Annotated in this window: 17 protein-coding genes and 1 pseudogene; 14 read left to right on the top strand and 4 right to left on the bottom strand. The window is 73.3% G+C overall.

The genetic code is table 11. From position 1 onward, the window contains the following. Positions 1–381 precede the first annotated feature (381 nt). The 3 genes and pseudogenes from ACFYOP_RS26545 to ACFYOP_RS26535 form a co-directional block, all read left to right on the top strand. Positions 382–1,209 (top strand): annotated as a pseudogene (locus ACFYOP_RS26545) (hypothetical protein); the annotation flags it as partial. A gap of 107 nt (positions 1,210–1,316) precedes the next feature. Next, positions 1,317–2,489 (top strand): type VII secretion-associated serine protease mycosin, encoded by a 1,173-nt coding sequence (gene mycP, locus ACFYOP_RS26540; protein ID WP_356895072.1) that lies wholly within the window; start codon positions 1,317–1,319, stop codon positions 2,487–2,489. Between the two features lie 53 nt (positions 2,490–2,542). Next, on the top strand, positions 2,543–3,286 hold the full coding sequence (locus ACFYOP_RS26535; RefSeq protein ID WP_356895070.1) for an SseB family protein: 744 nt from the start codon (positions 2,543–2,545) through the stop codon (positions 3,284–3,286). A 7-nt stretch (positions 3,287–3,293) separates the two neighbouring features. Here ACFYOP_RS26535 and ACFYOP_RS26530 read toward each other — a convergent pair whose 3' ends face one another. Next, on the bottom strand, positions 3,294–3,674 hold the full coding sequence (locus tag ACFYOP_RS26530) for a DUF1844 domain-containing protein (RefSeq protein ID WP_356895068.1): 381 nt from the start codon (positions 3,672–3,674) through the stop codon (positions 3,294–3,296). A gap of 377 nt (positions 3,675–4,051) precedes the next feature. On the opposite strand from ACFYOP_RS26530, the gene infC reads away from it, so the two are divergent. The 9 genes from infC (at position 4,052) to ACFYOP_RS26485 (ending at position 14,408) form a co-directional block, all read left to right on the top strand. After that, the gene (gene infC, locus ACFYOP_RS26525) at positions 4,052–4,690 is read left to right on the top strand and encodes a translation initiation factor IF-3 (protein WP_356895231.1); all 639 of its coding nucleotides are present in this window, start codon (positions 4,052–4,054) and stop codon (positions 4,688–4,690) included. A 118-nt stretch (positions 4,691–4,808) separates the two neighbouring features. Continuing rightward, positions 4,809–5,003 carry a 50S ribosomal protein L35 gene (gene rpmI, locus ACFYOP_RS26520; protein ID WP_356895066.1) on the top strand — a complete coding sequence of 65 codons (195 nt, stop codon included), beginning with the start codon at positions 4,809–4,811 and terminating at the stop codon, positions 5,001–5,003. Between the two features lie 102 nt (positions 5,004–5,105). Continuing rightward, on the top strand, positions 5,106–5,489 hold the full coding sequence (gene rplT, locus ACFYOP_RS26515; RefSeq protein WP_018103794.1) for a 50S ribosomal protein L20: 384 nt from the start codon (positions 5,106–5,108) through the stop codon (positions 5,487–5,489). 400 nt (positions 5,490–5,889) lie between these two features. Further along, on the top strand, positions 5,890–6,741 hold the full coding sequence (locus ACFYOP_RS26510) for an RNA methyltransferase (RefSeq protein ID WP_356895064.1): 852 nt from the start codon (positions 5,890–5,892) through the stop codon (positions 6,739–6,741). Positions 6,742–6,838: 97 nt separating this feature from the next. Beyond that, complete coding sequence (locus ACFYOP_RS26505; RefSeq protein ID WP_356895062.1) at positions 6,839–7,957, top strand: ATP-binding protein; 1,119 nt, start codon at positions 6,839–6,841, stop codon at positions 7,955–7,957. Positions 7,958–8,111: 154 nt separating this feature from the next. Continuing rightward, a complete protein-coding gene (pheS, locus tag ACFYOP_RS26500) occupies positions 8,112–9,233 on the top strand; it encodes a phenylalanine--tRNA ligase subunit alpha (RefSeq protein WP_356895060.1) in 1,122 nt (373 codons plus the stop codon). Next, a complete protein-coding gene (pheT, locus tag ACFYOP_RS26495) occupies positions 9,233–11,773 on the top strand; it encodes a phenylalanine--tRNA ligase subunit beta (RefSeq protein ID WP_356895058.1) in 2,541 nt (846 codons plus the stop codon). Before pheS ends, pheT begins: the two co-directional genes overlap by 1 nt. 682 nt (positions 11,774–12,455) lie before the next feature. After that, a complete protein-coding gene (locus ACFYOP_RS26490; RefSeq protein ID WP_356895056.1) occupies positions 12,456–13,826 on the top strand; it encodes a transcriptional regulator in 1,371 nt (456 codons plus the stop codon). A gap of 51 nt (positions 13,827–13,877) precedes the next feature. Next, the gene (locus ACFYOP_RS26485; RefSeq protein WP_356895054.1) at positions 13,878–14,408 is read left to right on the top strand and encodes an NUDIX domain-containing protein; all 531 of its coding nucleotides are present in this window, start codon (positions 13,878–13,880) and stop codon (positions 14,406–14,408) included. Positions 14,409–14,434: 26 nt separating this feature from the next. On the opposite strand, the gene ACFYOP_RS26480 is transcribed toward ACFYOP_RS26485, so the two are convergent. Further along, positions 14,435–15,295 carry a 3-hydroxybutyryl-CoA dehydrogenase gene (locus ACFYOP_RS26480; RefSeq protein ID WP_356895052.1) on the bottom strand — a complete coding sequence of 287 codons (861 nt, stop codon included), beginning with the start codon at positions 15,293–15,295 and terminating at the stop codon, positions 14,435–14,437. Positions 15,296–15,464: 169 nt separating this feature from the next. On the opposite strand from ACFYOP_RS26480, the gene ACFYOP_RS26475 reads away from it, so the two are divergent. Further along, on the top strand, positions 15,465–16,733 hold the full coding sequence (locus ACFYOP_RS26475) for a family 10 glycosylhydrolase (protein ID WP_356895050.1): 1,269 nt from the start codon (positions 15,465–15,467) through the stop codon (positions 16,731–16,733). A gap of 22 nt (positions 16,734–16,755) precedes the next feature. Here the strand turns inward: ACFYOP_RS26475 and ACFYOP_RS26470 are convergent, their stop codons facing one another. Together ACFYOP_RS26470 and ACFYOP_RS26465 are read right to left on the bottom strand one after the other, a co-directional pair. Next, on the bottom strand, positions 16,756–16,947 hold the full coding sequence (locus ACFYOP_RS26470; protein WP_356895048.1) for a DUF1918 domain-containing protein: 192 nt from the start codon (positions 16,945–16,947) through the stop codon (positions 16,756–16,758). An 80-nt stretch (positions 16,948–17,027) separates the two neighbouring features. Then, positions 17,028–17,924: a DMT family transporter gene (locus ACFYOP_RS26465; RefSeq protein ID WP_356895046.1), complete on the bottom strand. Its 897-nt coding sequence runs from the start codon at positions 17,922–17,924 to the stop codon at positions 17,028–17,030. Between ACFYOP_RS26465 and ACFYOP_RS26460 the strand changes: the two genes are divergently transcribed. Further along, positions 17,923–19,359, top strand: coding sequence for a PLP-dependent aminotransferase family protein (locus ACFYOP_RS26460; RefSeq protein ID WP_356895044.1), 1,437 nt, complete (start codon positions 17,923–17,925; stop codon positions 19,357–19,359). The two genes, ACFYOP_RS26465 and ACFYOP_RS26460, sit on opposite strands and share 2 nt — an antisense overlap. The last annotated feature ends 63 nt before the right edge of the window (positions 19,360–19,422 follow it).

Genomic DNA, 19,422 nt, shown 5'->3' with positions numbered 1-19,422 from the left:
CGTCCTGCGTCGTCGTCCACTGAGCGTCCGGCTGCCCCGCCGCGCCATCCGGCTCCGCCGGTGCCGCGTACCGGCGGTGCGGGGCCCGGCCGGGCGTCCGGCGCGCCAGAGCGGGCGACCGGTCCGGCGGCGCCCCGGCCCGGCCAGGTGTCCGGTGCGCCCGCGCCCGCCGTGCCGGAGGCGCGGGGCGCAGGCGCGGCGGGCGGCACCCGTGAGGCGGCGGGGGACTCCGGTCGGTCGTCGGGCGGCACGCCGCCGAACCGTGGCGACGGCGCGATCCCCGATGTCGAGACCACCACCCGGCTGCGCCCCATCGGCGACCGGCACCCGTCCCCGCCGCCGCCCCCGGCGCGGCCGCCGCGTCCCGTCGGCAGCGTCGACATGACGCCGCGGGCCGACGCGCCGCGGCCGCCCGCGCAGCTGTGGATCCCGCCGGAGACGCCGGCCGAGATGACCACGCGGCTGCGGCCCGTCCCCGCACGGCATCCCGCGCGGACCGTCGGGGCCATCGCCTCCGTCGTGCTGGGCCTCGGGCTGATCGGCGGTGCCGTCACCGGCACCTGGCTGACCGGCGACTCGAGCGCGGACACCCCGGAGGGCGCCACCTACGCCCAGGTGCGGGCCGCCTGGCACAGCGTCCCCGTCGACACCCTGTTCCCCCGTACCCTCACCGGTGACGACGCCGGCCCCGGCGGCGCCGACCGGGCGTGGACGCGGATCGCGGTCGCGCCCGACGGCGACTGCGCGGCCGCGCTGGACCCGCTGCTCACCAAGGCGCTCGAGCCGGTGGGCTGCACCCGTGTGCTGCGCGCCACGTACACCGACGCGACGGCCAGCAGCGTCACCACCGTCGGGCTCGTCTTCACGGAGGCGGACCAGCAGGGGATGCTCGCGCTGCACAACCGGTTCACGACCGAGTCGCTCGGCGAGCGCACCGACCTGATGCCCCGCACCTTCCCGGCGAAGGGCACCGTCGCCGCCGGGTTCGGCAGCGACCAGCGAGCCAGCTGGACGGTCGAGGTCGTGACCGAGGCGCCCGTCGTCGTCTACGCGGTCTCCGGCTTCGCCGACGGCCGTGCCGTGAGCGACCCGCAGCCCGCCGACGAGGCCCGGGCCAAGGGTGCGACGAGCGACCCCGCCCAGGCCGGGCTCGGTCATGAGGCCGCCGGTGTCGCGGAGCGCATCCAGGAGGCCCTGCGCCGCGCCGTCGGCCAGAACAGCGGCGGCAAGGAGGGCGGGACCGACGGCGGCACCACGGACGCGGACCGGGACCGCGCCCCGCGCCCCGCCTCCGGCCAAGCCACGGAGAATCCCCGATGAGACATCCCCACGCCCGCCGTCTCGTCGCCGGCCTCGTCGCCACCGCCTTCGTCGTGCTGCCCGCGTCACCCGCGCACGCCGACTCCATCCGGGCCCAGCAGTGGAGCCTCGAGGCGATGCACACGGACGAGGCGTGGCAGACGACCAAGGGCGAGGGCGTGACCGTCGCGGTGCTCGACACCGGGGTGGACGACCAGCATCCCGACCTGGCCGGTTCCGTACTGCCCGGCAAGGACTTCATCGGCTTCGGCGCCACCCGCGGCGACCGCGCGTGGGCCCGGCACGGCACCGCCATGGCCGGCATCGTCGCCGGTCACGGCCACGGCCCGGGCCGGGACGCCGGCGTGCTCGGTATTGCCCCCGAGGCGAAGATCCTCCCGGTCCGGGTCATCCTCGAAGGCAGCGACAAGGCCCGCGACCGGGCCCGCAAGACCCGCGGCACCGCCCTGGCGCAGGGCATCCGCTGGGCGGCCGACCAGGGCGCCGACGTCATCAACCTCTCGCTCGGCGACGACAGCGAGTCCGCCCACCCCGAGGCCGGCGAGGACGCGGCCGTCCAGTACGCCCTTTCCAAGGGCTCGGTCGTCGTCGCCTCCGCCGGCAACGGCGGCGAGAAGGGCGACCACGTCTCCTACCCCGCCGCATACCCGGGCGTCATCGCGGTGACCGCCGTCGACCGCTGGGGCACCCACGCCTCGTTCTCCACCCGCCGGTGGTACGCCACCGTCAGCGCCCCCGGCGTCAATATCGTGATCGCCGACCCCGACCGCCGCTACTACGAGGGGTGGGGCACCAGTGCCGCCGCGGCCTTTGTATCCGGCGCGGTCGCCCTCGTCCGCTCCGCGCATCCCGAACTGACGCCCGCCCAGGTCAAGCGGCTCCTCATGGACACCGCACGCGACGCCCCCGAGGGCGGCCGCGACGACTCCAAGGGCTACGGCACGGTCGACCCGGCGGCGGCGCTCACCGAGGGCGCGAAGCTGCGCCCCGGCGACCTGAAAGCCGCCACCGCGGGCTACAGCAAGGAGTACTTCGGCCCCGGGCCCGCACCCGCCGACGAGACCGTCAGGGTCGGCGGCTGGCTCGCCGCGGCCGCCGGCGGCGCCGGCGCCCTGCTGCTGGCCACGTCCGTCGCCCTGTGGCGCGGCGGCCGTCCCCGCCGCACCTGACCCGCTCCCGACCGGCCGCCGGGCCCGTACCGGCAGGACGCTAGGCTCGTCGGGTGGCGCTCAAGAACATCCCAGACCCCGGCTTCTCCGACGACGACGGCACCGCCGACCCGGCCCTTGAGGCGGCTCTCGCCGCCTGGTCCGAGGACCGGACGGCCGAACAGCCGGTGCTCGACGCGCTGCGCGGCGCCCGGCTCCTGGTCCCCGTCGTCGCCGTGCTCGGCGAGGTCGAGGAGGACGCGGAGACCGGCCTGCGCCGCGAGAAGAGCAGCGACATGGCCGTGCCGACGCTCACGGCCGGCTCCCGCCGCGCTCTTCCGGCGTTCACCTCGATCGCGTCGCTCGCCCGGTGGGACCCGGAGGCGCGCCCCGTCGCCGTGCCTCTGCACCAGGCGCTCCAGGCCGCCGCCCACGAGAAGGCGGACACCCTCGTGCTCGACCTGGCCGGGCCCGTGCCGTACCAGCTGAGCGGCCCCGCCCTGCTCGCCCTCGCCGAGGGCCGCACGAGCACCGACCCGCTCGCCGACCCCGCGGTCACCGATGCCCTGCGCACGGCCCTCGCCGCCGAGCCCGCGGTGCTGCGCGCCCACCTCGGCCCCGGGCGGGACTCCGACGGCACACTGGCGCTGCTCCTGGCGGCGGACACGGCGCCCGCGGAGGCCGGCCGGCGCGTCGCGCAGGCGCTGGCGGCCGACGACGTACTGAGGGCCCGCCTGGTACGGGGCCTCGACCTGGCACTGCTGCCGGCCGGGGCCGCCGCACCGGGCGAGCCCTTCTACGTAAAGGAAGCGGGATAGCGCCGGGTCAGCCGTAGACCGGGCCGGTGTACTTCTCGCCCGGGCCCTGACCCGGCTCGTCCGGCACCAGCGACGCCTCACGGAAGGCGAGCTGCAACGACTTCAGACCGTCCCGCAGCGGCGCCGCGTGGAAGGAGCTGATCTCCGTCGTGCTGGCGTCCAGCAGGCCGGCCAGTGCGTGGACGAGCTTGCGGGCCTCGTCCAGGTCCTTGTGGTCCTCGGCGTCCTCGGTGAGGCCGAGCTTCACCGCTGCCGCGCTCATCAGGTTCACCGCGACCGTGACGATCACCTCGACGGCCGGGACCTCGGCGATGTCACGCGTCATGGCGTCGAAGTCGGGCGATTCGGGTGATCCGGGCGTTTCGTCGGGGGAGGTCGCGTCACTCATGAGGCACACGATATGCCCCGCCGCGTGCGCCCCCGCCCCGGCCACCGGTTAGCCCCGGCCCCCGGGAGCTGCTAACCTTGTGTGACGACCGGCTGGACACGTCCGTGCCCAGCCCACAAGTGGAGGCTCCGATCTCCCACCTGGCCGTCCCTCGGGACGGCGGGTCACCGGTCAGGCGGCCACCATCGTTCCGTACGGACGATGGAGTCGCCCGATGTGCGCCCCGCGGTCGACCGCGGCGGTGCTCCGGTATTGACGGAGCTGCCGCCTGTGTCCCGTCTGGGGCATTTTTGACGTCTCGGCGCGGTTGGTCTGTTGAAACAGACGTATGCGCGGCTGTCTGCCAGACATCCGCGTGATGCTACTTAGGAGGATCCATCAGCGCCGAGCCCCGCATCAACGACCGGATTCGCGTTCCCGAAGTGCGACTTGTCGGTCCCAGCGGCGAGCAGGTCGGGATTGTTCCGCTTGCCAAGGCCCTTGAGCTTGCTCAGGAGTACGACCTCGACCTCGTCGAGGTGGCGGCGAACGCCCGTCCGCCCGTGTGCAAGCTCATGGACTACGGGAAGTTCAAGTACGAGTCGGCCATGAAGGCCCGTGAGGCGCGCAAGAACCAGGCGCACACGGTCATCAAGGAGATGAAGCTCCGGCCGAAGATCGACCCGCACGACTACGACACCAAAAAGGGTCACGTCGTCCGGTTCCTCAAGCAGGGCGACAAGGTCAAGATCACGATCATGTTCCGTGGTCGTGAGCAGTCCCGCCCCGAGCTTGGCTTCCGTCTGCTGCAGCGCCTCGCGTCGGACGTCGAGGACCTCGGCTTCATCGAGTCGAACCCGAAGCAGGACGGCCGGAACATGATCATGGTTCTCGGCCCCCACAAGAAGAAGACCGAGGCCATGGCCGAGGCGCGTGAGGCCCAGGCCGCACGCAAGGCCGAGCGCCAGGGCTTGCACGAGGAAGAGGGCGAAGGCGTCGACGCCGCCGCCCCGACCGACACAACGTCCGAGGCATGACCGACGGGCTGCCCGCGCGGCGGCCCCGGTCCGCCCCGGAACCCATAACCACGATCTGACGCTCCCGCAGTCCGGTGCCCGCACCGGGGGAGCGCCACTGATGAGGAGATACGGCGCGATGCCGAAGAACAAGACGCACAGCGGTTCCAAGAAGCGCTTCAAGATCACCGGCTCCGGCAAGGTGCTCCGGGAGCGTGCCGGCAAGCGCCACCTGCTCGAGCACAAGCCGTCCACGCTGACGCGTCGCCTGAGCGGCAATGCGGAGATGGCTCCGGCCGACGCCAAGAAGATCAAGAAGCTTCTCGGTAAGTGACGTCCCACGTCCCCGGTGACGGGGACGGGACGCCGAGACCGGGACCAATTCGTTTTCGGGTCGTGTGAGGACACCCACGGCCCCGCTACAAGGAGTCAAAAAGTGGCACGCGTCAAGCGGGCAGTCAACGCCCACAAGAAGCGCCGGGCGATCCTGGAGCAGGCCAGCGGTTACCGCGGCCAGCGGTCGCGCCTGTACCGCAAGGCCAAGGAGCAGGTCACCCACTCCCTGGTCTACAACTACAACGACCGCAAGAAGCGCAAGGGCGACTTCCGTCAGCTGTGGATCCAGCGCATCAACGCCGCTGCCCGCCAGAACGGCATGACGTACAACCGCCTCATCCAGGGTCTGAAGGCCGCCAACATCGAGGTGGACCGCAAGATCCTGGCCGAGCTCGCCGTGAACGACGCCAACGCGTTCGCCGCGCTCGTCGAGGTCGCGCAGAAGGCGCTGCCGAGCGACGTCAACGCCCCCAAGGCCGCCTGACGCCCGCACAGAGCCCGACCGGACCCGCAGGCCTCGGCCTGCGGGTCCGGTTTCTTTTCAAGGGCTCGGTTCGCCTCCGGGGCGCTGTGCGCGACCTTTCTGCTCACTCGCCGGGGCTCACGGCCGGAGCGCAATGGCCCTGGCCGAACGCCTGCACGCGCCGGCGCGCTCACCTCGGGGCACGGCCGGGTGCAGAGGCCCCCCGGGCCGAGCCCGGGTGCCCGTTCGGTCCCGTCGCGTAGGCTCACGGCCGGCGTGAAGGCCCCGGCCGCGCCCGCGCGCACCGGCGCGCTCGCCGAGGCTCACGACCGGGTGCCGAGGCCCCGGCGGTGCCCGAACCGGCCGCACGCCACGAAACACCTCCCCAACCGCACCCCGTGAGAGAGAGCCGTCGAGCCGCATGACGACCCCCGAGCTGATCTCCCCCCGCTCCCCCCGAGTCCTCGCCGCGCGGCGGCTCGCCAAGCGCAACTTCCGGGGGAAGGACCGCCTGTTCATCGCCGAGGGGCCGCAGGCCGTGCGGGAAGCCGTCGCGCACCGCGGGCCCGACGGAGAGGCGACGCTGGTCGAGCTGTTCACCACCGTCGAGGCGGCGGAACGCTACGCGGACATCGTCGACGCCGCACGCGCCGCCGGAGCCCGCGTACACCACGCCGCGGACGCCGTGCTCGCGGAGGTCTCCCAGACCGTCACCCCGCAGGGGCTCGTCGGCGTCTGTCGGTTCCTCGACTCGCCCTTCGAGGACATCCTCGCCGCCCGGCCCCGGCTCGTCGCCGTGCTCGCCCACGTACGCGACCCCGGGAACGCCGGCACCGTGCTGCGCTGCGCCGACGCCGCCGGCGCGGACGCCGTCGTCCTCACCGACGCCTCCGTCGACCTCTACAACCCCAAGTCGGTGCGGGCGTCCGTCGGCTCCCACTTCCATCTGCCGGTCGCCGTCGGCGTACCCGTGGAGCAGGCCGTCCAGGGGCTGCGCGACGCGGGCGTACGCGTGCTCGCCGCCGACGGGGCGGGCGAGGACGACCTCGACGACGAACTCGACGCCGGCACCATGGGCGGCCCCACCGCCTGGATCTTCGGCAACGAGGCGTGGGGGCTTCCGGAGAAGACCCGCGCGCTCGCCGACGCCGTCGTGCGCGTCCCCATCCACGGAAAGGCCGAGAGTCTGAACCTGGCGACCGCCGCGGCCGTATGTCTCTACGCCTCGGCGCGCGCCCAGCGCGCCGGGGCCAAGGGCGCCCCCGCGACCTGAGGACCACTCGCTCAGGGGGTCGGCGACGTCACTTTGAGCTAGTAGGGTGACGCACTCGGGGGCCCACTGCGCCGGCGGAGAGGTGGGGTACGGGGAGATGACGGTCGGGACCAGCAGACCGGCAGAGCCACAGGACGCGGCCCTGTGGGGCCACGAGGCGTCCTGTGTCGACCCCGACGACCTCCCCGACGGTCTGGTGATCGCCGACGAGCGGGGTCTCGTCGTCTGCTTCAACGCGGCCGCCGTCCGGATCACCGCCGTCGCCAGGACCGACGCCGTCGGGCTCCCGCTGGAACGCGTGCTGCCGCTCGAGGACCTCAAGGGCCGCCGCTGGTGGACCCTGACCGACCCGTACGGCGGGCTCGCCACCCGCGTCGGTCAGCCCGAGCGCAATCTCCTGCTCCCCGGCGGCCGCGAGGTCCTCGTCTCGGCCCGCTACGTGCGCGACTTCCCCACCGGCCCGCTGCGCCGGCTCGTGGTCAGCCTGCGCGGCACGGAGGCCCGCCGCCGCAGCGAACGCAGCAACGCCGAGCTGATCGCCACCGTCGCCCACGAACTGCGCTCGCCCCTGACCTCCGTCAAGGGCTTCACCGCCACGCTCCTCGCCAAGTGGGAACGGTTCACCGACGACCAGAAGCGGCTGATGCTGGAGACCGTCGACGCCGACGCGGGCCGCGTGACCCGCCTCATCGCGGAGCTCCTCGACATCTCCCGGATCGACTCCGGCCGCCTCGAAGTGCGCCGCCAGCCCGTCGACCTCGGCGCCGCCGTACGCCGCCACGTCGACGCGCACGTGGCCGCCGGGCAGGCTCCCGACCGGTTCCGCGTCCGGGTCAGCGCGCCGCTGCCCGAGCTGTGGGCCGACCCCGACAAGGTCGACCAGGTGCTCGGCAACCTGCTGGAAAACGCGGTGCGGCACGGAGAGGGAACTGTCACCATCGACATAGCGCCCTCGCACTGCGGAGCCGAGCAGAACGGTGCCGGCACCGCCGTCACCGTGACCGACGAGGGCCCGGGCATTCCGGAGGAGTCGATGAGCCGAGTCTTCACCCGCTTCTGGCGGGGGAGCAAACGCGGCGGCACCGGCCTCGGTCTGTACATCGTCAAGGGCATCGTCGAGGCGCACGGCGGGACGATCACCGTCGGCCGCGGACCCGCCGGCGGCGCCGAGTTCCGATTTACGTTGCCCGTCGGCACCCCGGCGCATCTCCTCTAGCGGTCCCTCCAGGGTCGCCGCGGGAGGGCCCGGGCGGCCCGCGGGCTCATTCGCCGCTCCACACCCCGTTAGACTCGACTTTTGGCACCTTTGCGTCCTCGGTCGTCCCTGACGTGCGGGGTCCCCAGCCAGACCATCGGAAGTACGGGAAGAGATGTCCGCACCCAATAAGTCGTACGACCCGGTTGAGGTCGAGGCACTGAAACCGGAAGAGATCGAGCGGATGCGGGACGAGGCGCTCGCCGCCTTCGCCGCCGCAGACTCCCTCGACGCGCTCGCACACGCGAAGTCCGCGCACACCTCCGGCAGCTCGCCGCTCTCCCTCGCCAACCGCGAGATCGGCGCACTGCCGCCGCAGGCCAAGGCGGAGGCCGGCAAGCGCGTGGGCCAGGCCCGCGCCGAGGTCGGCAGGGCGTTCGCCGCCCGCCAGAGCGAGCTCGAGGCCGAGCGCGACGCCCGGGTGCTCGTCGAGGAGGCCGTGGACGTCACGCTGCCCCACGACCGCGTCCCCGCCGGTGCCCGCCACCCGCTGACCACGCTCTCCGAGCGCATCGAGGACGTCTTCGTGGCCATGGGCTACGAGGTCGCGGAGGGCCCGCAGGTCGAGGCCGAGTGGTTCAACTTCGACGCGCTCAACATCGGCCCGGACCACCCGGCGCGCGGTGAGCACGACACCTTCTTCGTCCAGGACGAACAGGGCGGCGCGGACTCCGGCGTGGTGCTGCGCACCCACACCTCGCCCGTGCAGATCCGTTCGCTCATCGACCGGGAGCCGCCGGTCTACGTGATCTGCCCCGGCCGGGTGTACCGCACCGACGAGCTGGACGCCACGCACACTCCCGTCTTCCACCAGGTCGAACTGCTCGCCGTCGACGAGGGCCTGACCATGGCCGACCTCAAGGGCACCCTCGACCACATGGTCCAGGCGCTGTTCGGCGAGGGCATGAAGACCCGGCTGCGGCCCAACTTCTTCCCCTTCACCGAGCCGTCCGCCGAGATGGACATGGTCTGCTACGTCTGCCGCGGCGAGTCCGTCGGCAACCCGGACCGGCCCTGCCGCACCTGCTCCAGCGAGGGCTGGATCGAGCTCGGCGGCTGCGGGATGGTCAACCCGAAGGTGCTCACCGCCTGCGGCGTCGACCCCGCCAAGTACAGCGGATTCGCCTTCGGGTTCGGCATCGAGCGGATGCTGATGTTCCGCCACAACGTCGAAGACATGCGAGACATGGTCGAGGGTGACGTCCGGTTCACCCGGCCGTTCGGGATGGAGATCTGATGCGGGTCCCGCTTTCCTGGCTGCGGGAGTACGTCGACCTGCCGGCGACGGAGACCGGCCGTGACGTCCAGGCCAAACTCATCGCCGCCGGCCTCGAGGTCGAGACCGTCGAGCAGCTCGGCGCCGGGCTCAAGGGCCCCCTGGTCGTCGGCCAGGTGCTGACCATCGAGGAACTGACGGAGTTCAAGAAGCCGATCCGCTTCTGCACCGTCGACGTCGGTCACGCCAACGGCACCGGCGAGCCGCAGGAGATCGTCTGCGGCGCCCGCAACTTCTCCGTCGGCGACAAGGTCGTCGTGGTCCTCCCGGGCGCCGTGCTGCCCGGCGACTTCGCGATCGCCGCCCGCAAGACGTACGGCAAGACGTCCCACGGCATGATCTGCTCCGGCGACGAGCTCGGCATGGGCGACGACGGCTGGGGATCCCCGCGGACGGAGTCTGGGGGAGGAGGCATCATCGTGCTCCCGCCCGAGTACGAGGTCGGCACCGACGCGATCGAGCTCCTCCAGCTCGTCGACGAGGTCCTCGACATCGCCGTCACACCCGACCGCGGCTACGCCCTCTCGCTGCGCGGCGTCGCCCGCGAGGCGGCCACCGCCTACGGGCTGCCGCTGCGCGACCCCGCGCTGCTCGACGTGCCCGGACCCAACTCGTACGGCTACGGCGTCAAGGTCGCCGACCCGATCGGCTGCGACAGCTTCACCGCGCGCACCGTCGTCGGCCTCGAGCCAGAGGCACGCTCCCCGATCTGGCTCAAGCGCCGGCTGCAGAAGGCCGGGATGCGCCCGATCTCCCTCGCCGTCGACATCACCAACTACGTGATGCTCGAACTCGGCCAGCCGCTGCACGCCTACGACCGCTCCCGTCTCGACGGGCCGATCGGGGTGCGCCGCGCCGAGCCCGGCGAGAAGCTCACCACTCTCGACGGGGTCAAGCGCGTGCTCGACGCCGAGGACCTCGTCATCACCGACGACCGCGGGCCCATCGGCCTCGCGGGCGTCATGGGCGGCGCCAACACCGAGATCGCCGACCACGACGACACCGCGGGTGCCACCACCGAGGTCGTCATCGAGGCCGCGCACTTCGACCCGGTCGCGATCGCCCGCACCGCGCGGCGCCACAAGCTGTCCTCCGAGGCGTCCAAGCGCTTCGAGCGCGGCGTCGACCCGCAGGCCGCGGCCGCCGCCGCGCAGCGCACCGTCGACCTGCTGGTGCTCCTCGCCGGCGGCACCGCGGAGGGCGGTGTCACCCAGGTCGTCGCGCCCAGCGCGCCGCGGACGATCGCCATGCCCGCGGACCACCCCGACCGCGTCGCGGGCGTCAGCTACGGCCGCGAGACCGTGGTGCGCCGCCTCCAGGAAGTGGGCTGCGACGTCTACGGGCAGGACGCGCTCGTCGTCACCGTCCCCTCGTGGCGGCCCGACCTCACCGAGCCCAACGACCTCGCGGAAGAGGTCATCCGGCTCGAGGGCTACGAGAACCTTCCCTCGACGCTGCCCACGCCGCCGTCCGGCCGTGGGCTCACCGCCCGCCAGCGGCTGCACCGACGGGTCGGCCGCGCGCTGGCCGGCGCGGGCTACGTGGAGGCGCCGAACTACCCCTTCATCGGCGAACCGGTCCTCGACCAGCTCGGCCTGGAGGCGGACGACGCCCGCCGCCGGGTCGTCAGGCTCGTCAACCCGCTCTCCGACGAGGAGCCGGCGCTGCGCACCACGCTGCTGCCCGGCCTCCTCGCCGCACTGCGCCGCAACGACGGCCGCGGCAGCCACGACCTGGCACTCTTCGAGACCGGTCTCGTCTTCCGTCCCACCGGCGAGGAGCGTCCCGCGGTACGCCTCCCCGTCGACCGCCGCCCCACCGACGAGGAGATCGCCGGACTCGACGCCGCACTGCCGCGCCAGCCGCGGCGCGTCGCCGTCGTCCTCGCGGGCGCCCGCGAGCAGAACGGCTGGTGGGGCAAGGGCCGTCCGGCCGACTGGGCCGACGCGATCGAGGCCGGCCGGCTCGTCGCCCGCGAGGCGGGCGTCGAACTCACCGTCCGCGCCGACCAGCACGCGCCGTGGCACCCGGGCCGCTGCGCCGCGCTGTACGCGACGGTGGACGGCGAGGAGACCCTCGTCGGCCACGCGGGCGAACTGCACCCGCGCGTCGTCAAGGCGCTGCACCTGCCGGACCGCACCTGCGCGACGGAGCTGGAGCTCGACGTGCTGGAGCGGGCGACGACCGGTGCGGTCCAGGCGCCGCGGATCTCCACGTTCCCCGTCGCCACGCAGGACGTCGCGCTCGTCGTCGCCGACGACGTGCCCGCGGCGGACGTCGAGTCCGCGCTGCGCGAGGGCGCGGGCGAACTGCTGGAATCCATCCGCCTGTTCGACGTCTTCACCGGCGAGCAGATCGGCGACGGCCGCAAGTCGCTCGCGTACGCGCTGCGCTTCCGCGCGGCGGACCGCACGCTGACGGTCGACGAGGCGTCGTCCGCGCGGGACGCGGCGGTGGTGCTGGCGTCCGACCGTACGGGAGCGGTGTTGCGGGGCGCGTGACGTTTGCGTCCCTCCCGACCCGGCCCCTGGCGCGCATGCGCGCCAGGGGCCGGGCGCGTTGGTGGGCGACGTCGGCTGCGGGGGCGTGTCCCCCTGCCGGCCCCTTCTCGCTGTACCGGATGTGCCGCTCCGCCGCGTGGCGGGGCAGGCCCCGGACCTCGTACCGCCTCCGGGCGCTATGCCGGGCTCCGCCCGGACCCGGGCCCGTGCCGATGGGTGGGCGGGGCTTCGCCCGGGCCTGGTACCGCGCTTCGCGCGGTGGTCTCAGTCTTCCCCCGCCGGACCCGGCACATCCAGCCCCGTAGGGGGAGAGGCGCGGGGTTCGGGGCAGCGCCCCGACGAGAGCGCCACACCCGGCCTCGCCGGTGTTTGAGGCGGAGCCCCCGGGCCGGGAAGGGGCGGGTAGGGGACAAGCCCCCGCAACGGGGTCGGGGCGTGCGCGCCGTTCGTCCTGCCGCGGAGTGTCGGGCAGATCAGCAGGACGAACGGCGCCGAAGGGCCACCGCACTGTACGAGGGGGAGCCGGCGGCCCGGTCGCCTCCCGAAGAGGCAGTTCAGTCAACAGCCCCCCGCCCACCCGCCGGCAGCGCACGCGAGCCAAGGAAAGGCGCACTGCGTTCACACCCCGTGCGAACGCGCCTCTCCACTACCCTGAGCGGACTCGAGTCACCGGGAGGGTGCCATGCAGCCCAACGCCCTGCCCAACACCCTGCTCGACGCCCTGCTCGATGAGGCCGGCTTCTCGCACGCGGGGCTCGCCGCCCGTGTCAACCGGGCGGGCGCGGCCAGGGGACTTGCGCTGCGGTACGAACACACCGCAGTCGCACGGTGGTTGAAGGGCCAGCGGCCCCGCGGCCAGGTCCCCGACCTGATCTGCGAGGTGCTCGCGGGCCGGCTGGGGCGCGCGGTCACCCTCGACGACATCGGTCTCGGCGTACCCGCGCCGGACCGCGCCGTGCCGCACGGCTCGTCGCTGTCCGGGTTCGTGGAGCGGGCCACCGCGCAGTGGCGCTACGAGGCCCAGCAGCGGCAACGCCCGTACGGCGACTCACAGGAAGCCGCGCCCGCCGTCACCGGCACCACCGCCGTGATGCCGGTCTGGGAGTGGGAGAACCCGCCGGAGGACACGGATGTCTCGCGCGACGGCCGTACCCGGGTCGCCGCCGGAGACGTCGAGATGCTCCGCGCCGCCCGCGCGCACTATGAGCTGATGTACCGGCGGACGGGCGGTGTCGCGACCCGCGCCCGCGTCGTCGGCTTCCTCAACGCGGAGACCGCGCCGCTTCTGCGCGGCTCGTACGGCGACGCGCTGGGCCGCCGGCTGCACCGGGCCGCGGGGGGCCTGGTGGCGGTGGCCGGCATCTGCTCGTACGACTCGGACGCGCAGGGCCCTGCCCAGCGCTACTTCCACCAGGCGCTGCGCCTGGCGAAGGCGAGCGGCGACCGGGGGCTCGGCGCGTACGTCATCGCGCTGCTGGTCAACCAGTCGCTGTTCCTGTCCGAGCACCGGCAGGCCGTCGCCTTCGCCGAGGCGGCGCTGCGCGCGGCCGGCCGGCGGATCACCCCGGCCCTCGCCGCCGACCTGTACGCGATGCAGGCCAAGGCGTACGCCCATCTCGGCGATGCCTCCGGCGCGCTGACGTGCGTCCGGCGTGCGGAGTCGGAGGCCGGTCGGATCCGTCCGGGGCACGAGCCCGACGAGACCGGCTATGTCGAGCCGGGCCTGGTCGACGTACAGGTCGCGGAGGCGCTGCTCGGTCTGGGCGATCTCACGGCGGCCAGGGCGCACGCGGCGGCCGCCGTCGGCACGCCGGCGCACGACCGGGGACGGGTGCACCGGCTCGCGATGCTGTGCCAGATCGAGCTGCGGCAGGGTGAGCCGGACCGTGCGGCGCGGACGGCGGCGGAGATGCTGGAGCGGGCCAGGGGGATGGAGTCGCAGCGGCTGCGGGACCGGCTGCGGGCGGTGCGCGAGCATCTGGCGGCCAGTGGCTGCGCCGGCGCGAAGGAGACGGCCGAACTCATCGGAGGGGCGCTGCGCGTTCCCCTCTGACCGCGCTCCTGCTGCCATGTTGCCATCCTCTTGTCGGAAGGCGGCAGAAACGTGCAGTGGACGAACTTGAACGAACAAACCGTGTATGAGAACCGGTGGTTCAGGGTCAGGCTCGCGGACGTCGAGCTCCCCGACGGCCGGCACCTGGACCACTTCCTGGTCCGTCTCCGTCCGGTCGCCGTGGCGACGGCGGTCAACGAGGCCAACGAGGTGCTGATGCTCTGGCGGCACCGGTTCATCACCGACAGCTGGGGGTGGGAGCTGGCCGCCGGTGTCGTCGAGGACGGCGAGGACGTCCGGGCGGCGGCGGCCAGGGAGATGGAGGAGGAAACCGGCTGGCGGCCCGGCCCTCTCCGGCATCTGCTGACCGTGGAGCCGTCCAACGGTCTCACCGACGCCCGCCACCACCTCTACTGGGCGGAGGACGCCACGTACACCGGTCACCCCGTGGACGACTTCGAGTCCTCGCGCCGCGAGTGGGTCCCGCTCAAGCTGGTGCCGGACATGATCGCCCGGGGCGAGGTCCCGGCCGCCGGTATGGCGGCCGGGCTGCTGATGCTGCACCACCTGCGGCTCGGCTGACGGCCGGGCCGGCCCGGTGGCGGGGCTCAGGAGTACGTGTAGAAGCCGGAGCCCGTCTTGCGGCCCAGCCGGCCCGCGTCCACCATCCGCTGCAGCAGCGGGGGAGCGGCGTACAGGGGCTCCTTGAACTCCGCGTACATGCTGTCGGCGACCGAGGCCACCGTGTCGAGGCCGATCAGGTCGGAGAGCTTCAGCGGTCCCATGGGGTGGGCGCAGCCCATCTCCATGCCGTTGTCGATGTCCTCGCGCGAGGCGATGCCCGACTCGAACATCCGGATCGCCGAGAGGAGGTACGGGATGAGAAGGGCGTTGACCACGAAGCCGGAGCGGTCCTGGGCGCGGATCGGGTGCTTGTCCAGCACCTGCTGCACCACGGCCTCCGACCGCTTGATGGTCTCCTCGGAGGTGGTCAGCGCGGGAATCAGCTCGACGAGCCTCTGCACCGGGGCCGGGTTGAAGAAGTGGATGCCGATGACCTGGTCGGGGCGCGACGTCGCGACGGCCAGCTTCACCAGCGGGATGGAGGAGGTGTTGGACGCGAGAATCGCGTCCTGGCGGGTCACCACCTGGTCCAGCACCTGGAAGATCTCGGTCTTGACCTGCTCGTTCTCCACGACGGCCTCGATGACGAGGTCGCGGTCGGCGAACTCCCCGAGGTCGGTCGTGAAGCTCAGCCTCTCCAGGGTGGCGTTCAGCTCCTCCTCGCTGATCTTGCCGCGCTCGGCGGCCTTCGAGAGGGAGTTGAACAGCCGGGTGCGTCCGATCTCCAGGGCCTCGCCCGTGGTCTCGGCCACCTTCACCTCGAGGCCGCTGCGGGCGCACACCTCCGCGATGCCCGCGCCCATCTGGCCGCAACCCACCACTCCGACGCGTGCAATGTCGGCCATTGAGTCCGTCACCTCGTGCCTTTCGCTGATCCTTCGGCAGGTCCCCCGTATGGTTCCGGCGCCCGCCCGACCCCACGACGTTACTCCGGATGTGTGGGTGCTCGAGCGCCCGGGGCGGGCATGCTCTGCGGACACGGCGGTGCACACCGAGTCCGACAGGGGTGGGTAAATGGGGCGTTTCGGTAGAAGAGGGTTCGTGGTGACGGCGGTCGGCGCACTCGCCGCGTTCGCGACGGCCGGGGACGCGGCCGCCGGACGTGCCGCGTCCGAGGACCGGTCGCGGGCCCGGGAGAAGCGCCGCCGGGAGACGAAGCCGGAGTTCCGCGGGATGTGGCTCGCCACCGTCGCGAACCGGGACTGGCCCTCGCGGCCGGGCCTCACGGCCGACCGGCAGCGCGCCGAACTGCTGTCGTACCTCGACACCGCGGTGGAGCGCCGGCTGAACGCCGTGGTCCTCCAGGTGCGGCCCACCGCCGACGCCCTGTGGCCGTCGCCGCACGAGCCGTGGAGCCAGTACCTGACCGGCGTCCAGGGCCAGGACCCGGGCTGGGACCCGCTCGGCACCGCGGTGCGCGAGGCGCACCGGCGCGGCCTGGAGCTGCACGCCTGGTTCAACCCGTACCGCGTGGCCACGCACACCGACCCGACGCGCCTGGTCGAGAACCATCCGGCCAGGGTCCATCCGGAGTGGGTCGTCGCGTACGGCGGGAAGCTGTACTACGACCCGGGCGTACCGGAGGTCCGGCGCTTCGTCCAGGACGCGATGCTGGACGCCGTCGTCCGCTACGACGTCGACGCGGTCCACTTCGACGACTACTTCTACCCGTATCCGGTCCCCGACCTGGTCTTCGACGACGACGCGACCTTCGCCCGGTACGGCGGCGGGTTCACCGACAAGGCCGCGTGGCGCCGGGACAACATCGACCGGCTGGTCCGGGAGACGGCCGCCCGGATCAAGGCCGCGAAGAAGCACGTCCGGTTCGGGATCAGCCCCTTCGGCGTGTGGCGCAACGCGGCGACGGACCCGCTCGGTTCGCGTACCGAGGCCGGCGTGCAGACCTACGACGACCTGCACGCGGACACCCGCCGCTGGGTCAAGGAGGGCTGGATCGACTACGTCGTACCCCAGGTCTACTGGCACATGGGCTTCGCGCCCGCCGACTACGAGACGCTCGTGCCCTGGTGGGCCGAGGTGGCGAGCGGCACCGGCGTGGACCTCTTCATCGGCGAGGCCCTCTACAAGGCCGGTGCGCCGGGACAGCCGGAGGCGTGGCAGGACCCGACGGAACTCTCCCGGCACCTCACGTACGCCAAGAGATATCCGGAGGTCGGCGGTCACTGCTACTTCTCCGCGACGGAGGTCGTGGCCGACCCGATCGGCGCGATGTCCGAGGTCGTGGCCGACCACTACCCGTCCAGGGTCCGGCCGCCGGCCTGACGCCGGCGCCGGAGCGGCGGATTCAGGTCTTCTCGTGGTGCCTGACGACGGTGTCGGGCCCGGGGGACATGAGCGCTTCGTGCCCGTCCTCGAAGCGGACGCGGAACGGCGGACTGCCCTGAGGGCCCAGCACCTCGACGACTTCGGCGACCTTGTCGTGCTGTCCCACGGTCCTGCCGTGCACCAGCAGTGTGTCGCCCACGTTCGCTTGCATCGGGAGGGACCTCCTCGAAGCGGCTCGATGTGTCGAATGGTCCGTTTTCGAGTCTACGGCCGGGGAGGCCCGCCGCACCCTCAGCTGCGGGACCGCTGGGTGGCGGCGATGCACACCAGAACGGCGACCGCCGCCGGCGGGGCCGTGGGCGAGAGGTCCTCGCCGAGCAGCAGCACCGCCCACACCAGCGTGAGCAGGGGCTGGGCCAGCTGAAGCTGGCTGGCCCTGGCGACACCGATCTCGGCCATGCCCCGGTACCAGACGTACAGACCGAAGAACGTGGACCCGGCCGCGACCCAGAGCAGCCCGGTCACGCCGCGCACGCCGAGGTCGACCGGCTCGTACGACAGGGCCACGGCGGAGCCGGCGAGCGCGAGCGGCAGGCACAGCACCAGCGCCCAGCCGATCACGTGCCAGCCCGGCATCTCCCGGGCGAGCCGGCCGCCCTCCGTGTAGCCGGCGGCGCACACCAGCAGCGCGCAGAACAGATACAGGTCGCTCGTGTGCAGCGCACCACCGCTCTCGTGGACCGTGAACGCGATCACGACGGCCGCGCCGGCGAGCGCCGCGGCCCAGAACGTACGGGACGGCCGGCCGCCGGTGCGCAGCGCGGCGAGCGCCGCGGTCGTCAGCGGCAACAGCCCCACGACCACGGCGGCGTGCGAGGAGGTCGACGTACGCAGCGCGAGCGTCGTCAGCAGCGGGAAGCCCACGACCACGCCGGCGGCGACCGTCGCCAGGCCGGCCCAGTGGCGGCGCTCCGGCAGCGGCACGCGCAGCGCCAGCAGGAACGCGCCCGCGACCGCCGCGGCGAGCACGCCGCGCAGCGCGGTCAGAGACCACGGGCCGAAGCTCTCGAGGCCCCAGACCGTGGACGGAAACGTCAGGGAGAACGAGACGACGCCCAGCGCGGCGAGCAGCGTGCCCCTGCTGACCGCTATCGTCTTCTCGGTGGTAGCGCTATCCTGTGCTGTCATGCATGAGCGTAGCAGCGTGGCTGACCTCGCGTCTTCTCTGAAAAGCGAGCTGGACCGCTATCCGGAAGGTGGAAAGCTGCCGTCCAGTCGGGCGCTGGTCGAGCGCTTCCGGGTGTCCCCGGTGACCGTCTCCCGGGCACTCGGGCAACTCGTCGCCGAGGGGCTCGTCGTCACCCGCCCCGGCGCGGGCGCCTACCGGGCCGGGCCGCGTCCCGACACACCGCCCGTCGGCGACACCTCCTGGCAGGAGGTCGCTCTCAGCGCCGACGCCGCGGCGGACATCGTGCCGAGAGCGGTCGACGCGGCCGGCGTCCTGGTCACCCTCGCCGCGCCGCCGACGGGTGTGGTCGAGTTCAACAGCGGCTATCTGCACCCGTCCCTCCAGCCGGAACGCGCCATGGCCGCCGCGCTCGCCCGCGCCGGACGCCGGCCGGGGGCCTGGGGCCGCCCGCCCATCGACGGGCTGCCCGAACTGCGCGAATGGTTCGCCCGCGGGCTCGGCGGCACCGTCACCGCCGCCGACGTGCTGGTCACCGCGGGCGGCCAGTCGGCGCTGACCACCGCACTGCGCGCGCTCGCGCCGCCCGGCGCGCCGGTCCTCGTGGAGTCGCCCACGTACCCGGGCATGCTCGCCATCGCCCGGGCCGCCGGGCTGCGGCCCGTGCCGGTGCCCGTGGACCCGGACGGCGTACGGCCACAGCTGCTGGAGGCGGCGTTCCGGGCCACCGGTGCGCGGGTCTTCGTCTGCCAGCCGCTCTTCCAGAACCCGACGGGCGCCGTCCTCGGGCCCGAGCGCCGCGCCGCTGTGCTGCGGATCGCCCGCGAGGCCGGGGCCTTCGTCGTGGAGGACGACTTCGCCCGCCGTCTCGTCCACGCCGGCGCGGGCCCCTTGCTCCCGCCTCTGGTGGCGGACGACCACGACGGCGTCGTCGTGCACGTCAGCTCGCTCACCAAGGCGACCTCGCCCAGCCTGCGGGTGGGCCTCCTCGCCGCCCGCGGCCCGGTGCTCGAACGGCTCCGCGCCATCCACGTCGTCGACAACTTCTTCGTCCCCCGGCCCCTCCAGGAGGCCGCCCTGGAGCTGGTCGGCGCGCCCGCGTGGAGCCGCCATCTGCGGACCGTGTCCGCCGAGCTCAAGAGCCGCCGCGACACCATGACAGCCGCTCTGCGGCTGGAGCTGCCCGAACTGGCCCTGCCCCACATTCCCGCCGGCGGATACCACCTGTGGCTGCGGCTGCCGGACGGCGCCGACGAGACCGCTCTCGCCGCCGCCGCCCTGCGGGCGGGCGTCGCCGTGGCACCCGGCCGCCCCTACTTCTGCGCCGAACCTCCCGCCGGGCACGTCCGGTTGAGCTTCGCGGGCGTCGCGGGCCCGGCGGAGATCACGGAAGGCGTCCGCAGACTGCGCACCGCCTACGGCGAGGCGCCGCACTGAGACCGGCGGGCGCGGGCCCCGCCGGACCGCCCGGAATCACCGGTCTCCGCTGTCTGCGACCCC

Origin of the sequence: Streptomyces sp. NPDC006294 (assembly GCF_042870895.1) — a bacterium.
Lineage (GTDB): Bacteria > Actinomycetota > Actinomycetes > Streptomycetales > Streptomycetaceae > Streptomyces.
Note: the sequence above shows the minus strand (reverse complement) of the source record. Positions and strands in the feature narration are given on the sequence as shown.